We start from the raw sequence: 14,572 nt of genomic DNA on the forward strand, positions 1-14,572 counted from the left end.
GAGGGGAAGGGTAAGAAAGAAGCGAGCTCACCTGCGATGCCCTCCCAGCTGGCGATCAGCTACCAGCACGTCACCAAGAGCTTCGGCTCCCTCATGGCTCTGAGCGATGTATCGCTCGACATCGCCGAGGGCGAGTTTGTGGCGATCGTCGGCGGCTCCGGCTCGGGCAAGACCACGCTGCTGCGGCTCGCCAACCGGCTGATCGAGGCCGACGGCGGTGCCATCACCGTCGAGGGCGAGGACGTGAGAGACGTCGATCCGGTGGCGCTGCGTCGGCGGATCGGCTACGTGTTCCAGAGCGGCGGGCTGTTCCCGCATTTGAGCGTCGCCGACAATATCGGGATCACGCCGAGACTGCTGGGCGTATCGGCGGCGGATATCGCGGCGCGTGTCGACGAGCTGCTCGAGCTGGTGCAGCTCGACCGTGCTGCGCATCGCGACCGTCTGCCGGAAGCGCTCTCCGGCGGCCAGCGCCAGCGCGTCGGCGTGGCGCGGGCGCTCGCGGCAAGGCCTCGCATCGTGCTGATGGACGAGCCGTTCGGCGCGCTCGATCCCCTCACCCGCGATGCGCTCGGCGACGACTATCGCTCGCTGCATCGCAAGCTGGGGCTGACCACAGTGATGATCACCCATGACATGACGGAGGCGATTCTGCTCGCCGACCGCATCGCGGTGATGCGCGGCGGACAGCTGCTGGCGCAGGGCACGCCCAATGAGCTCGCCAAGAGCGGCGACGCCTACGTGCTGGAGCTGCTGCGCACACCGCGGCGCCAGGCCGAGCGGCTCAATGCGCTGTTGCCGCAGAGCGGTGCGGCATGAGCCTCCTCGCCGATCCACGCTGGGGCGAGGCGCTGGCGCATCTGCCCGACTATCTCGGCAACCATGTGCAGGTCAGCCTTGCCGCACTGGCGCTCGGTCTCGCCGTCAGCCTGCCGCTGGCGATCCTCACGCACAATCGCCCGGCGCCGCGCGGCATGCTGCTCGCGTTCGCCAGCATCGTGCAGACCGTGCCGGGACTGGCGCTGCTTGCACTGTTCTATCCGCTGCTGCTCGCGGCGGCCTCGGTCGCGTTGGCCTGGTTCGGCGTTTCCTTCTCCGCGTTCGGCTTCCTGCCGGCGATGCTGGCGCTGGCGCTCTATTCGATGCTGCCGGTGCTGCGCAACGGCATTACCGGGCTCAACGGCATCGATCCCGCGCTGATCGAAGCCGCCAAGGGCGTCGGCATGACCGGACGCCAATCGCTGCTCATGGTCGAGCTGCCGCTGGCACTGCCGGTGATGATGGCGGGCATCCGCACCGCCGCAGTCTGGGTGATCGGCACCGCGACGCTGTCGACCCCGATCGGGCAGACCAGCCTCGGCAATTACATCTTTGCCGGGCTCCAGACCCAGAACTGGGTGTTCGTGCTGTTCGGCTGCCTGGCCTCGGCCCTGCTCGCGCTCGCCGTCGATCAGCTGCTTGGCCTGATCGAGAACGGTCTGCGTCGTCGCAGCCGTCTGCGCGCAGCGCTCGGCTGCGTCGGGATCGCAGCTCTCGTTGCCGCAACATTGGTGCCGACAATGGGCCGTTCCTCGCAGGGCTACATCGTCGGCGCCAAGACATTTGCCGAGCAATATGTGCTGTCCGCGCTGCTCAGGGACCGTCTCCAGGCCGCCGGCCTGTCCGCGACGGCACGCTCGAGCCTCGGTTCGAGCGTGATCTTCGAAGCGCTGAAGGCCGGCGACATCGATCTCTATGTCGACTATTCCGGCACGCTTTGGGCCAACCAGCTGCATCGCAGCGATATCAAGCCGCGCACCGAGCTGCTCGCGGAACTCAAGACAGCGCTCGCCAGGGACAACATCACCCTGCTCGGCGACCTCGGCTTCGAGAACGCCTATGCGCTGGTGATGCCGAGGAAGCGCGCCGAGGCGCTCGGCATCCGCACCATCGCCGATCTCGCCGCACACGCATCGACGATGTCGATTGCCGGCGACTACGAATTCTTCTCGCGGCCCGAATGGGCGGCCCTGAAAAAGGCCTACGGCCTTTCGTTCCGCGCCCAACGCCAGATGCAGCCGGATTTCATGTATGCGGCCGCCGCCAGCGGCGAGGTCGACGTGATCGCCGGCTACACCAGCGACGGCCTGATCGCGAAATACGATCTCGTCGCGCTGGACGATATCAGGCACGCCATCCCGCCCTACGACGCGATCCTGCTGCTCGCGCCGAAACGCGCCGGTGACGAGCGATTGCAGGCGGCGCTGAGGCCGCTGCTCGGCAAGATCGACATCGCCGCCATGCGCGAAGCCAATTTGCGCGCCAGCGGCAACGATGCGAACTCGTCGCCGGATGCGGTGGCGAAGTGGCTGTGGGACAAGATCAGGCGACAATAAGGACGGCTACAGTCCCCTGATCATCCCCGCGTCGATCAGCAGCCGGTTCAGTCGCCGCGCCTCGGCGCCGTCCTTGCAGCCGTAGAAGATGCCCTTGCAGCGGAGCATGATCTCCTTCTGCTCGGCGAAGGACGGGTCGAGCGGGATGCCGGCAGCTTCCTGGATCACCAGCGGCAGATAGGGACCGTCGATCGTGTCCATCACCGCAGCGCTCTTCAGCGGCTCGAAATTGACGGCGTCGATCGCATAATAGGTCGCGTAGAGGCGCGGATCGTAATTGTCCAGCTTCTTGCCGAGAGCACCCTCGTCGAGCCCGGGCTCGAGGATCTGCGGAGCGAATTCCGGCTGGTGATCGCCGTAGCGCACGATCAGGAAGGGCTCGCCCGGAAAGTTCTTCTTCAGGCCTGCGACAAAGGCCCTGTACTGCTCGGCGCTGATCGCCTGCCGGCGCAGATATTCGTCGATCGACGGCACATTGCCCGGCGCGCGCCAGTTCGGCAGCAGCTCGGGACGGAAGCGCGTCTCCCAGGGGAAATGATTGGCGCCGAGATAGATGAAGGTGAACAGCGGTTTGTTCGGCGGCTGCTGGCCCATCAGCTGGAGCGCCTTGTCGTAGAAGAAGCTGTCGGGTTCGACATCCTTCGCGCCGAGATCTTTCGAATCGAGAAAGCGCTCGATGCCGGTCGTCATCTGGAAGCTGCGCGCGCCCATGAAGCCGCCGTTGGCGGGATAGAGCGACAGCGTCTCGTAGCCGCAACGGCGCAGCGCCAGCGGCAGGCCGCGCTCAACCCGGCTCGAGGCAATGCGTGTGACGAAATAGGCGAAGCGTCCGAACGAGCGCGAGGAAAGCCCCGCGAGCACGTTGTATTCGGTGAACCAGCTCGGTCCGCCATTGCTCTCGGCGAGGAACGTGCGCTGCTTGCCGTCCCAGGACATGAAGTGGCTGCCATAGCCCTGCGGCACCTTGATGCCCTGCGCCGCGCGGATGTCGAAGCTCGATTCATCATGGATCATGACGATGTTCGGCCGGCGGCCGGCGGGATGGCAGGCATCGACCAGCGGCATATTGAGCCGTTCATTGGTCGAAGCGGCCGCCTCCATGAAGCCGTGCTGCGCGAAATCCGACACCGCGCTGACGCCAGAGCGGAAGAATTTCGAGAGATAGCCGTCGTCGTAATAGCTGCGCCAGGCTTCATCCGGATGGTAGAGCGAATACCCGACAAGCCCGGCGAGGCAGGCGAGCTTGCAGGCCAGCGCCGGCAGGCGGCGGACGCGGAACGGGTCGAGCCACCACAGCGAATACATCAACGGCAGCGTGACCAGGCCGGCCAGAATCACCGACCAGCGCAAGTTCGGGAAGATCGTGAACAGGAACGCGACGGTGTCGCGGTCGATCATCATCAGGTCGATGAAGTTGACCGTCATCTGCACGACCTCGTGCTTGAGCTGCGACAGCAGCACCAGCACGACGACCATGGTCAGCGACAATGCGCCCGAGAGCGCCGGCCGCCGCAGCAGCGTGATCCAGAAGAAGTTCAGGATGCCCCAGGCGAGCACAAAGGACAGACGCGAGCCGAAATCGGTCTCGGTCTTGTACATCAGCGCGAGCGCAGCGAGATGCGGCGCTGCAACCGCGAGCAGGCGCCAGATGCCAAGCGCGGCGACGCTCGCCAGCACGGCCATCGTGGCGGAAGGACCTGGATTGGGCGCGGACGCCATCGACAATACGCTAAACTTCAAGTCCGGCCCGGTGACACGTCTGACCGGCGGGTCAGGGCGTCCGGCGCAGCCGGAAGCCTGCACCGTGTCATAAAACTGTAACGGAATGGTCAAGGACAGGCAACGCGGACCATCGTCCGCCCCTCGCTCAATGCGGGAGCCGGCGTCTGGCGCGATCAGCGTTCGGAACGCTCGCGCTGATGCCGTCCACACTGACCGACCGGCGGAGCTACAGGCATCTCGATTTGAGGCAGCGCCCGCCACTGCAAAAGAAGGGAGGTTCTGGCCAGTGCGGCGTCGCGCCGTTTCTAAGCCTTGGTGATGCCGGCGATGAACAGGTCGAGCACCCCTTCGGCCATTCGCTCGATCTCACTCTCCTCCACGCCCCAGCGCGGAAAGTGGCCGTCGAGATTCATCCGAGCGAAGCCGTAGACCAGGGCGCGGCCGGCGATCTGGACGCGCTTGAGGTCGGCCGACCGTAGCAGGCCCTGCTCTGCGGCGTCGGTCAGCATCCGCTCGGTCAGCGCGACCAGCTCGGCATTGTCCCGCGTCAGCTCCGGTGAGCTGCCATGGGCAAAATAGCGCCCGGTCGAGATGATCTCGAAATGCGCGGGGTTGCGCATCGCCCAGCGCAGGTAAGCGAGGCCAAAGGCGCGAAAGCGGGCCAGCGGATCGGCGACCGGAGCCTGCGCCAGCGCCGTCTCGATCTCGGCACGAAAGCGCCGCTGCGCCTCTTCGGCTGCTGCCGCCATCAGGGCGTCGCGGGTCGGAAAGTGCCGGAACGGCGCTCCCGGCGACACTGCTGCCCGGCGCGCGGCCTCACGGACGGAGACCTCGGCACCTTCGGCGGCCAGTTGCAGCGCAGCATCGATCAACACGCGGCGGAGGTCGCCGTGGTGATACGGCCGGGCTTCGGCTGCGGGGCGACGGGCGCGCGGCTTGGACGGCTGACGGACAGGCATGGATGTTCTTTCTAACCTCACCCGAACGTGAATGTAAGCAATGATTACACCATTGACGATACCGCCCCGTCCAAATGTAATCGATGATTACATAAAGAGGAGATCGCCCATGTCACGACCTCGAAGCTGGTTCGAAGGCTGGCGGCTGCTTGCCGCCCTCTCCTTGAGCCTGATCGCGCTCAGCCTTTGGATCGCCTCGATGCGGCAGTTCGAGGTCGAGGGCGTCCGCATGGTGATCCGCTTCACGGCGCGAAGCTCGCTCCTGCTGTTCTGCCTTGCCTTCAGCGCCGCGGCCCTTGCGCAGCTCTGGCCCAACGGCTGGACGCGCTGGCAGCGCCGCAACCGCCGCTATCTGGGCTTAAGCTTTGCTGCCTCCCATGGCATCCACGCGGTGGCGATCGTCATCTTTGCCAACATGGATCCGGCGGGCTTTGCGGACGCCACCTCGGCCGCCTCCTACATTTTTGGCGGCATCGGCTATGCCTTCATCATCGCCATGAGCGCGACTTCGTTCGACCGCACAGCCGCGGTGATCGGGCCGCGCATCTGGCGCGCGCTGCACCTGCTAGGCGGCTATTATCTCTGGTTCCAGTTCATGGTGTCGTTCGGCAAGCGCGTGCCGGCGATGCCGCTCTATACCGCTTTCCTCGTTCCGCTCCTGATCGTGCTGATGCTGCGCATGATCGCGATGGCCCGCCACCCGCGCAGGGAAGCGGTCGCGACGCGCTGAGGTGCCGGCATCACTGCGGCACAACCCGCGCCGCTCTGCCGGTATGCAACACGCGAGAGGTCTCAATAGACGCGAGATGAGAATAAGGATGAAGAGTCGGATCCCCGACCATGAAGACGCAGACGTTTTGGTGTTCTAAAGGCCGTGAGAAAGTGCGAGAAGCGACGCGATACCAAGAATGTGGTTTAAACGTCAGTTCTTCGCGTTCAGGCTGCGCGTCAACCCGCAAAGAATTTGAATGAAGCAGCAATGCTTCGTGCGAGATGGAAAGAGCGGGACCGCTGTTTGCGATCTGGCCCGACCATAGCCGCGAAGATTTAAGATTTGGTTTGGCGAGCGAGGCTTGGGTCACTCGTGTCCCGGACAAGGCGCAGCGCACAAGCGATGCGCCGCAGAGCCGGGAGCTGAAGCGCGATGCGATTGAGATGAATTGTCATCGCGCTTCAGGTTGTTGTTCAAGCATGATCTTTCGGAAAACCGCTGCGCACTTTTCCGGATCACGCTTTGGGAGCCGCATGGCCCCCGGATCAGCAGCGCACCATTGCGTGATGCGCTGCGTCCGGGGAACGACGACTAGTTCTTGCTCTTGTCGACCAGGGCGCCCTTCTTGATCCAGGGCATCATGTCGCGCAGCTTGGCGCCGACTTCCTCGATCGGATGCTCGGCGAGCTTGGCGCGGGTCGCCTTGAACGAGGTCTGGTTGACCTTGTTTTCCAGCATCCAGTCGCGGGCGAACTTGCCGCCCTGGATGTCGGCCAGAACCTTGCGCATCTCCTTCTTGGTCTCGTCGGTGATGATGCGCGGGCCGGTGACGTACTCGCCATATTCGGCGGTGTTGGAGATCGAGTAGTTCATGTTGGCGATGCCGCCTTCATAGATCAGGTCGACGATCAGCTTCACTTCGTGCAGGCATTCGAAATAGGCCATCTCCGGCGCGTAGCCGGCTTCGACCAGTGTCTCGTAGCCGCCCTTGATCAGTTCGACCAGGCCGCCGCAGAGCACGACCTGCTCGCCGAACAGGTCGGTCTCGCACTCTTCCTTGAAGGTGGTCTCGATGATGCCGGCGCGGCCACCGCCGATGGCGGAAGCATAGGACAGGCCGAGGTCATGGGCGTTGCCCGAGACGTCCTTGGCGATCGCGATCAGGCAGGGCACGCCGCCGCCGCGCTGGTACTCCGAGCGCACGGTGTGGCCGGGGCCCTTCGGCGCGATCATCAGCACGTCGAGGTCGGCGCGCGGGTCGAGCAGGTTGAAATGGACGTTGAGGCCGTGCGCGAACACGAGGGCGGCGCCCTTCTTCATGTTGTCGTGCAGGTGCTCGCGGTAGATGTCGCCCTGGAGCTCGTCCGGCGTCAGCATCATGACGAGGTCGGCCCATTTGGCGGCTTCGGCGACTTCCATCACCTTGAAGCCGGCGTTCTCCGCCTTCTTGGCCGAGGCCGAACCCTTGCGCAGCGCAATGGCGACTTCCTTGACGCCGGAATCCTTCAGGTTGAGCGCATGGGCGTGGCCCTGGCTGCCATAGCCGACGATGGCGACCTTCTTGCCCTTGATCAGGTTCAGGTCGGCGTCGCGATCGTAGTAAACACGCATGGTCGTTTCCTCGTTCAGGGCCGAAAATCGGCCGATGGTCAGTGTCCGAAGGGTGAAATTTGCGGATTTCGGGGGCTGTCTAGAGCATTTTCAGCCCTGAGGGAAACCCGTTTCTGCATGGAAATCCGCGACATCATGCATCCATGAAAACGGGGTAGAGGGAAGCGAGCAGCAGGATCGCCATCAGGATATTGAAGGCGCGGACCAGCCGCTCGGAGGTCAGGACCGGCCGCAGCGCAGTGCCGAACAGGGCCCAGACCACGGTCGAGACCGTGCCGACGACGAGGCTGATCACGGTCTGGATGGCGATGTTGAGCGGGAATTGGGCGATCGCGGCATAGGCGGTGATGGTACCGATCACGATCACCCAGCCCTTGGCGTTGATCCACTGGAACATGGCCGCGCCCCAGAAGGTCATCGGGCCGCGCGCCTTCTCCTCGCCCGGCTTCGCCGGACCGGACATCGCGATCACGGCGGCCAGGTAAATCAGGTAGGCGGCGCCGGCATATTTCAGGATGGTCTGGAGGATCGGATAGGCCAGGAACACGGTGCCGAGCCCGAGGCCGACGGCTGCGATCATGAATGCGAAGCCGATGACGATGCCGACGATGTGCGGGATCGTGCGCCGGAAGCCGTAGGTCAGGCCGGAGGACAACAGCATGATGTTGTTCGGCCCCGGGGTGAAGTACATCACCGCCATGAAGGCGAGGAAGGCGTAGAACAGCGAGTAGGTCATATTCACCTCACGCGGTCTTGGGCAGGACTTGCGGGCGCTTCGCCAGCACCATCACGGCGATGCCGCCGATCACGGTCAGCATGCCGGCGAGGCGCAACGGTCCGAACCGCTCGCCGAACACGATGCTGGAGGCGGCCGAGCCGACGAACGGCACGAGCAGCGCGAACGGCACCACTTGCGCGGCGGGATAGTCGTGCAACAGGCGGCCCCACAGCCAATAGGCGATGCTGGTGGAGATGCCGCCGAGCATCATCATGCAGAGCGCCGACGTCAGCGATAGGTGCGTCAGCGACGTCCAGGTCGGCGCCGGCCCATCGGCGATCAGCGCCAGCGCGAACAGCGGCACCGCCGCGGCGAGACAGAGCCAGGCGAACAGGTCGAACATCGGCACGCCGCGGGCGCTGCGCAGCAGGAGATTGCCGACGGCAAAGCTGAGCGGCGAGATCATCAGCACCGCGAATGCCGCGACGCTGAAATCATAGCCAACGGTGCCGCAGATCATCAGCAGGCCCGCAGCGGCAACGACGATGCCCAGCGTCTGCACCGGCGTCGGCCGCTCACCGAAGGCGAGCGCGGCGAAGCCGATGGTGAACAGCGCCTGGCTTTGCACCACGACGGAGGTCAAGCCCACCGGAACGCCATGGGCGATGCCATAGGCCTGGCTCAGGAACTGGCCGAGAAACAGCGTGAAGCTGATCGCGATCAGGAGCGACCAGGCAATCTTCGGCTTGCGAATGAACAGGCAGGGCACCGCGGCAATGGTGAAGCGCAGCGCCGTCATCAACTCCGGCGACAGTTCGTCGAGCACGATCCGGCTCGCCACGAAGGCAAGCCCCCAGATGATCGCCACCGTGATCGCGATGAGGATGTCGGCCGGCTTCATTCCAGACTCCCTAACCTCTCCCGCTTGCGGGAGAGGTCGCGCCGAAGGCGCGGGTGAGGGCTTTCTCCTCTTGGAGGTTCTCGCTTGTGGAGATACCCTCTAGACCCTCCCCCGCAAGCGGGGGAGGGAGCGCAGCTACGACGTAGTTGCAGCTTGCTCTCACAGCTTCAGCCTTGCTCGCCGGCTTTCGGTTTGCGCAGCAGATACGTGCCGTGCATGGGTGCATGGTAGTCGGCCGAGACCAGCGTGAAGCCGACATCGGTCAGCATCCGCTCCATCACCCAGCCGAAGGTGGAATATTCGTCGCGCATATGCGTCACCACGCTCCCCCGCGCGAAATCGTGGTTCTTGATCTGGAAGTCGGCCCATTGCTCGACGTCACGCTCGACCGCGTCGGGCATCGCGGTGTAGACGATGTCGCGCAGGTAGAAGCTCGCACCCGGCTTCAGTGCGCGATAGATCCGCGACATCGCCACCGCCTTCCAGAAATCCGGCAGATGGTGCAACGTGAACTCGCTGACGATCAGGTCATAGGAGGCCGGCCGGTAGGCGAAACTGAGCAGGCCCGCCGACTGGGTGCGCACCGGGGCCTTGCGGTCGCGAGCGTAGATCTCGGCGAGCGCCAGCATCGCCGGCGAGATGTCGATGGCGTCGACCTCTGCGCCCATCAGCGCGGCTTCGGTGGCGAGCACGCCGTTGCCGCAGCCGATATCGGCGATACGCCAGCCGCGCTGCACACCGAGCATTTTCAGCGCGGCGCGCGCCCGCAGATCGGCATCGTCATGGCTGTCGTAGATCGATGCCACAGCGGGCTCGATCCCCATCCGATTCCGCTCGTTGTAGTACCAGTCGCGCGCCAACATGGCTCACATCCCTTCAGGTCCGCGACCGATTGCGGCGACGCCGGTGCGCGACACCTCGACAAGGCCGAGCGGGCGCATCAGGTCGATGAACTGGTTGATCTTGTCCGTATTGCCTGTGATCTCGAACACAAAGCTCTCGGTGGTGGCGTCGATCACGCGGGCGCGGAATGCATCCGCCAGCCTGAGCGCCTCGACCCGGTGCTCGCCCTGCCCGCGCACCTTGACCATTGCCAGCTCGCGCTCGATCGAACGCCTGGTCAGGGTCATGTCGACGACGCGGTAGACCGGGATCATGCGATCGAGCTGGTGCTTGATCTGCTCGATCACCATCGGCGTACCCGTCGTGACGATGGTGATTCGCGACAGATGCTTCTGGGCCTCGGTCTCCGAGACCGTGAGGCTCTCGATGTTGTAGCCGCGACCCGAGAACAGGCCGATGACGCGCGCGAGCACGCCCGGCTCGTTCTGCACGAGCACCGCAAGCGTGTGCGTCTCGTTGGGATCGTGGCGGTCCTCGATGAAATAGGCGGATGCGGGCTGGTTCATTGTCGTCCCCTCAAATGTCGCTCGTCACACCAGCGCCTTGCCGCCGGCGAATGCCTTCGCGGTCGCCTCGTCATTGGCCTGCTCCGGCAACAGCATCTCGTTGTGCGCCTTGCCGGACGGAATCATCGGGAAGCAGTTTTCGAGCGCCGCGACGCGGCAGTCGAACAGAACGGGGCGCTTGACCGAGATCATCTCCTGGATGGCGCCGTCGAGATCGCCGGGCTTGTGCACCTGGAGGCCGACGGCGCCATAGGCTTCCGCGAGCTTGACGAAATCCGGCAGCGCTTCCGAGTAGGAATGCGACAGGCGGTTGCCGTGCAGCAGCTGCTGCCACTGCCGCACCATGCCCATGTACTGGTTGTTCAGGATGAAGATCTTGATCGGCAGCTCGTACTGCACGGCCGTCGACATCTCCTGCATCGTCATCTGCACCGAGGCATCGCCTGCGATGTCGATGACGAGACTGTCGGGATGGGCCACCTGCACGCCGACAGCGGCCGGCAGGCCATAGCCCATGGTGCCGAGACCGCCCGACGTCATCCAGCGATGCGGCTCCTCGAAGCCGTAGAACTGCGCCGCCCACATCTGGTGCTGGCCGACCTCGGTCGTGATGTAGGTGTCCTTGCCGCGCGTGGCCTCGAACAGGCTCTGGATCGCATGCTGCGGCAGGATGACGTCGTTGCTCTTCTTGTAATAGAGCGAGTTGCGGGCGCGCCACTGCGCGATCTGCTGCCACCAGCTCTTGATGTCGGGCTTCTTCGCCTCCGCCTTGAACACCTGGAGGATGTCGCCGAGGATGTTGCCGCAATCGCCGATGATCGGCACGTCGACGCGGATGTTCTTGTTGATCGAGGACGGGTCGATGTCGATGTGGATCTTCTTCGAGCCCGGGGAGAACGCATCGACGCGGCCGGTGATGCGGTCGTCGAAGCGCGCGCCGACGCACAGCATGACGTCGCAATCATGCATGGTCATGTTGGCCTCGTAGGTGCCGTGCATTCCGAGCATGCCGAGCCAGTTCTTGCCCGAGGCCGGGTACGCCCCCAAACCCATCAGCGTGGAGGTGATCGGGAAGCCGGTGACCTCGACCAGCTCGCGCAAGAGCTTGGTCGCCTCGGGACCGGAATTGATGACGCCGCCGCCGCTGTAGATCACGGGGCGCTTGGCATTGGCCAGCAGCGCCACGGCCTTGCGGATCTGCGTCGCATCGCCCTTCACGCGCGGCGCATAGGAGCGGTGCACGTCGGACTTGCGCGGCGGATGATAGGTGCCGGTCGCGAACTGCACGTCCTTGGGCACGTCGACCAGCACCGGGCCGGGCCGGCCGGAGGTCGCGACATAGAAGGCTTCGTGCAGCACCTTGGCGAGATCGTTGACGTCGCGCACCAGCCAATTGTGCTTGGTGCAGGGGCGCGTGATGCCGACAGTGTCGCATTCCTGGAACGCGTCGTTGCCGATCAGATGCGTCGGCACCTGGCCGGAGATGCAGACCAGCGGGATCGAGTCCATCAGCGCGTCGGTGAGCGGCGTCACCATGTTGGTGGCGCCGGGACCGGAGGTCACCAGCGCAACGCCCGGCTTGCCGGTCGAACGCGCATAGCCCTCGGCGGCATGGCCCGCGCCCTGCTCATGGCGGACCAGGATGTGCTGGACCTCGCTCTGCTGGAAGATCTCGTCATAGATCGGAAGCACCGCGCCGCCGGGATAGCCGAAAATGTCGGTCACGCCGTGATCGATGAGCGCGCGGACGATCATCGCGGCGCCGGTCATCTGGTTCGGATCGTGGCTCTTGTCGCTCATTGGCTTGCTCCGGATGCGCTGTTGTCAGCGGCTTCGTTCGTGTCGGGTTCGGGAAATAAAAAAGGCCCCGAAGAGGGCCCATGCACACCGCCTGTCTTGTGGATGGCAGCTAGCCATCCCCGGCGGTGTGCCTGGGTACGACGGCGATAAGGAGTTTGGTAATAATGTTACGCATGGCAGGCGATCGGCTTCCCAAAGGTTGCGCGAAACATAGCGGCCAAAGCCCGGATGTCAAGGCAATGCGGCCGTACCCGCGCGATTTTGGCAGTGTAGCGGTGTTCCCGCAGTTCGGCGAGAGGTAAATTCGGGAACCCGGCCCAAAAGCGTGTCGCCTGCCCACGCGCATCGTCATTCCGGGATGGTCCGCAGGGACCAGACCCGGAATCTCGAGATGCCGGGTTCTCGCCTTGTGCCCCCCCGGAAAGACGGTCAGCTGGGGTCCCGGACTGCACTGACGATGGCTGCGAGCCATCCCCGCGCCTCACCCGGCCTCATCCATTCGAATTCCGGCAATTGGTGCCGGAACCAGGTGAACTGCCGCTTGGCGTAGTGACGGGTGTCGGCGCGGCCAATGCTGGCGGCCTCCTCCAGGCCGAGTTCGCCGCGCAGATGCCGGATCAAGGCCGGCACGCCATGGGCTTTCATCGCCGGCAGCAGCGGATCGAGGTGTCGGGCGGCGAGCCGCTCGACTTCCCTCAACGCGCCGGCTCCCAACATGGCGTCGAAGCGGGCATCGATGCGGGCATAGAGCTCGTCCCGCTCGGGCGCGAGAAACACAGCGCGAAAACTGTCCTTCGGCAGCAGCGGTGGCTGTCCCTCCCGGTGCCAGTCGAGCAGCGAACGCCCCGTCGCCTCGATCACCTCGAGCGCGCGCGCAATCCGCGCGCGGTCGCGCAGGCTCAATCGCTCGGCTGCAGCTGGGTCCCGGCGCGCAAGTTCCGCGTGCAGCGCCTCGACGCCATTCCGTTCCAACCGCGCACGCACATCGTCGCGCACCTCGGCAGGAATCGGCGGCACCACGGAGAGGCCGGCCGTCAGAGCCTTGAAATAGAGCCCTGTGCCGCCGATGAAGATCGGCAGACGGCCTTGAGCCCCCGCTTCATCGAGCGCCTTCGCCGCGTCGCTTACCCAGGCACCCGCCGAGAAGTTCACGGCGGCATCGACATGGCCGTAGAGACGATGCGGCACGAGCGCCTCATCCGCCGCCGTCGGCCGCGCCGTGATGATGCGGAGGTCGCGGTAGACCTGCATGGAATCGGCATTGATGACGACGCCGCCGGTGGCGAGCGCAAGCTCGAGCGCCAGCGCCGACTTGCCGCTGGCGGTCGGGCCTGCGATAAGCACGGCCCTGCTTGAATGCCCCTCGCTCACGAAAACCTCAATGTCCCTCGTTGCCACGCTGATCTGCAACCCCGACAATCCCGCGCTCGACTCGACCATCGTCGATGGCGCCCGCGCCGTGCTGCCACAGGCGGCGCCCGCGCACTGGCTGTTCGACGGGGTTGCGGTCGACATCCCCTTCGGCACCGACAGTAACCTCGAAGGCGACCGTCACGCCATCGAGCAGCGGTTGCGCGAGCTTCGCGGCGACCTGCCCATCGACATCGTCGTGCAGCCAGTCGGCGCCCGGCGCAAGAAGCTTTTTCTCGCCGACATGGATTCCACCATGATCGGCCAGGAATGCATCGACGAGCTCGCCGATTTCGTCGGGGTGAAGGCGCATGTCGCCGCCATCACCGAGCGCGCGATGCGCGGCGAGATCGAGTTCGAGCCGGCGCTGCGCGAGCGCGTCGCGCTGCTCAAGGACCTGCCCGCAAGCGTGGTCGACGATGTGCTGGCCAGGCGCATCACGCTGACGCCGGGCGGCAGAACACTGGTCGCGACCATGCGCGCGAACGGCGCCTACACCTGCCTCGTCTCCGGCGGATTCACGCTTTTCACGACCGCGGTCGCCGCCAGGATCGGCTTCCAGGAGAACCGTGCCAACGAGCTCGTCGTGCGCGACGGCAAGTTCACCGGCGAAGTGAAGGAGCCGATCCTCGGCCGCGCCGCAAAGCTCGCGACGCTGGTGGATTTGATGGAGTCGTTCGATCTCGACGACATCGACTCCGTCGTGGTCGGCGACGGCGCCAACGATCTTGCGATGATTCAGGCGGCGGGGCTCGGCGTGGCGTATCACGCCAAGCCCGCGGTGGCCGCGGCCGCGGCGGCGCGGATCGATCACGGCGATCTCACCGCGCTGCTCTATGCGCAAGGCTATCGGCGGGAGGAGTTTGTGGAGGGCTGACACAATCGTCGTTCCGGGATGGTGCGAAGCACCAGACCCGGAACCTCGAGATTCCCGGTTCGATGCTTCGCATCGCCC

13 protein-coding genes are annotated in these 14,572 nt (G+C 65.0%); 4 read left to right on the plus strand and 9 right to left on the minus strand.

Annotated features, from left to right (window positions below):
* The first annotated feature begins 36 nt into the window (after positions 1-36).
* Positions 37-819 carry an ATP-binding cassette domain-containing protein gene (locus FJV43_RS08950; RefSeq protein ID WP_239626286.1) on the plus strand — a complete coding sequence of 261 codons (783 nt, stop codon included), beginning with the start codon at positions 37-39 and terminating at the stop codon, positions 817-819.
* Positions 816-2,375 (plus strand): glycine betaine ABC transporter substrate-binding protein, encoded by a 1,560-nt coding sequence (locus FJV43_RS08955; RefSeq protein WP_239626288.1) that lies wholly within the window; start codon positions 816-818, stop codon positions 2,373-2,375. The genes FJV43_RS08950 and FJV43_RS08955 overlap by 4 nt, the downstream gene beginning before the upstream one ends.
* Positions 2,376-2,381: 6 nt before the next feature.
* Here FJV43_RS08955 and FJV43_RS08960 read toward each other — a convergent pair whose 3' ends face one another.
* Together FJV43_RS08960 and FJV43_RS08965 are read right to left on the minus strand one after the other, a co-directional pair.
* Positions 2,382-4,094 carry a sulfatase-like hydrolase/transferase gene (locus FJV43_RS08960; protein ID WP_239626290.1) on the minus strand — a complete coding sequence of 571 codons (1,713 nt, stop codon included), beginning with the start codon at positions 4,092-4,094 and terminating at the stop codon, positions 2,382-2,384.
* A 308-nt stretch (positions 4,095-4,402) separates the two neighbouring features.
* Positions 4,403-5,056, minus strand: a complete 654-nt coding sequence (locus FJV43_RS08965; protein ID WP_239626292.1) for a TetR/AcrR family transcriptional regulator — start codon at positions 5,054-5,056, stop codon at positions 4,403-4,405.
* A 109-nt stretch (positions 5,057-5,165) separates the two neighbouring features.
* Between FJV43_RS08965 and FJV43_RS08970 the strand changes: the two genes are divergently transcribed.
* A complete protein-coding gene (locus FJV43_RS08970) occupies positions 5,166-5,786 on the plus strand; it encodes a ferric reductase-like transmembrane domain-containing protein (protein WP_239626293.1) in 621 nt (206 codons plus the stop codon).
* A gap of 573 nt (positions 5,787-6,359) precedes the next feature.
* Here FJV43_RS08970 and ilvC read toward each other — a convergent pair.
* The 7 genes from ilvC to miaA all read right to left on the minus strand — a co-directional run bounded on the left by ilvC (position 6,360) and on the right by miaA (position 13,578).
* Entirely contained in the window at positions 6,360-7,379 is a 1,020-nt protein-coding gene (gene ilvC / locus FJV43_RS08975) for a ketol-acid reductoisomerase (protein ID WP_028137983.1), read from the minus strand.
* Between the two features lie 133 nt (positions 7,380-7,512).
* Complete coding sequence (locus FJV43_RS08980) at positions 7,513-8,115, minus strand: LysE family translocator (protein ID WP_239626295.1); 603 nt, start codon at positions 8,113-8,115, stop codon at positions 7,513-7,515.
* A gap of 7 nt (positions 8,116-8,122) precedes the next feature.
* Positions 8,123-8,998 carry an EamA family transporter gene (locus tag FJV43_RS08985; RefSeq protein WP_239626297.1) on the minus strand — a complete coding sequence of 292 codons (876 nt, stop codon included), beginning with the start codon at positions 8,996-8,998 and terminating at the stop codon, positions 8,123-8,125.
* A 167-nt stretch (positions 8,999-9,165) separates the two neighbouring features.
* Complete coding sequence (locus tag FJV43_RS08990) at positions 9,166-9,861, minus strand: class I SAM-dependent methyltransferase (protein WP_239626299.1); 696 nt, start codon at positions 9,859-9,861, stop codon at positions 9,166-9,168.
* 3 nt (positions 9,862-9,864) lie between these two features.
* Positions 9,865-10,407, minus strand: a complete 543-nt coding sequence (gene ilvN, locus FJV43_RS08995; RefSeq protein ID WP_028177127.1) for an acetolactate synthase small subunit — start codon at positions 10,405-10,407, stop codon at positions 9,865-9,867.
* Between the two features lie 24 nt (positions 10,408-10,431).
* Complete coding sequence (locus FJV43_RS09000; RefSeq protein ID WP_239626301.1) at positions 10,432-12,207, minus strand: acetolactate synthase 3 large subunit; 1,776 nt, start codon at positions 12,205-12,207, stop codon at positions 10,432-10,434.
* Positions 12,208-12,636: 429 nt separating this feature from the next.
* Positions 12,637-13,578 (minus strand): tRNA (adenosine(37)-N6)-dimethylallyltransferase MiaA, encoded by a 942-nt coding sequence (gene miaA / locus FJV43_RS09005; RefSeq protein WP_239626303.1) that lies wholly within the window; start codon positions 13,576-13,578, stop codon positions 12,637-12,639.
* Positions 13,579-13,588: 10 nt separating this feature from the next.
* Between miaA and serB the strand changes: the two genes are divergently transcribed.
* Positions 13,589-14,494, plus strand: a complete 906-nt coding sequence (serB, locus tag FJV43_RS09010; protein WP_239626305.1) for a phosphoserine phosphatase SerB — start codon at positions 13,589-13,591, stop codon at positions 14,492-14,494.
* Positions 14,495-14,572: the final 78 nt, after the last annotated feature.

The sequence above is a fragment of the Bradyrhizobium sp. I71 genome, from assembly GCF_022354745.1.
Lineage (GTDB): Bacteria > Pseudomonadota > Alphaproteobacteria > Rhizobiales > Xanthobacteraceae > Bradyrhizobium > Bradyrhizobium liaoningense.

Excerpts from the sequence above, each read along its gene's own strand:
- FJV43_RS08950 (WP_239626286.1), top strand. The coding sequence starts at position 37 with ATGCCCTCCCAGCTGGCGATCAGCTACCAGCACGTCACCAAGAGCTTC.
- FJV43_RS08955 (WP_239626288.1), top strand. The coding sequence starts at position 816 with ATGAGCCTCCTCGCCGATCCACGCTGGGGCGAGGCGCTGGCGCATCTG.
- FJV43_RS08960 (WP_239626290.1), bottom strand. The coding sequence starts at position 4,094 with ATGGCGTCCGCGCCCAATCCAGGTCCTTCCGCCACGATGGCCGTGCTG.
- FJV43_RS08965 (WP_239626292.1), bottom strand. The coding sequence starts at position 5,056 with ATGCCTGTCCGTCAGCCGTCCAAGCCGCGCGCCCGTCGCCCCGCAGCC.
- FJV43_RS08970 (WP_239626293.1), top strand. The coding sequence starts at position 5,166 with ATGTCACGACCTCGAAGCTGGTTCGAAGGCTGGCGGCTGCTTGCCGCC.
- ilvC (WP_028137983.1), bottom strand. The coding sequence starts at position 7,379 with ATGCGTGTTTACTACGATCGCGACGCCGACCTGAACCTGATCAAGGGC.
- FJV43_RS08980 (WP_239626295.1), bottom strand. The coding sequence starts at position 8,115 with ATGACCTACTCGCTGTTCTACGCCTTCCTCGCCTTCATGGCGGTGATG.
- FJV43_RS08985 (WP_239626297.1), bottom strand. The coding sequence starts at position 8,998 with ATGAAGCCGGCCGACATCCTCATCGCGATCACGGTGGCGATCATCTGG.
- FJV43_RS08990 (WP_239626299.1), bottom strand. The coding sequence starts at position 9,861 with ATGTTGGCGCGCGACTGGTACTACAACGAGCGGAATCGGATGGGGATC.
- ilvN (WP_028177127.1), bottom strand. The coding sequence starts at position 10,407 with ATGAACCAGCCCGCATCCGCCTATTTCATCGAGGACCGCCACGATCCC.
- FJV43_RS09000 (WP_239626301.1), bottom strand. The coding sequence starts at position 12,207 with ATGAGCGACAAGAGCCACGATCCGAACCAGATGACCGGCGCCGCGATG.
- serB (WP_239626305.1), top strand. The coding sequence starts at position 13,589 with ATGTCCCTCGTTGCCACGCTGATCTGCAACCCCGACAATCCCGCGCTC.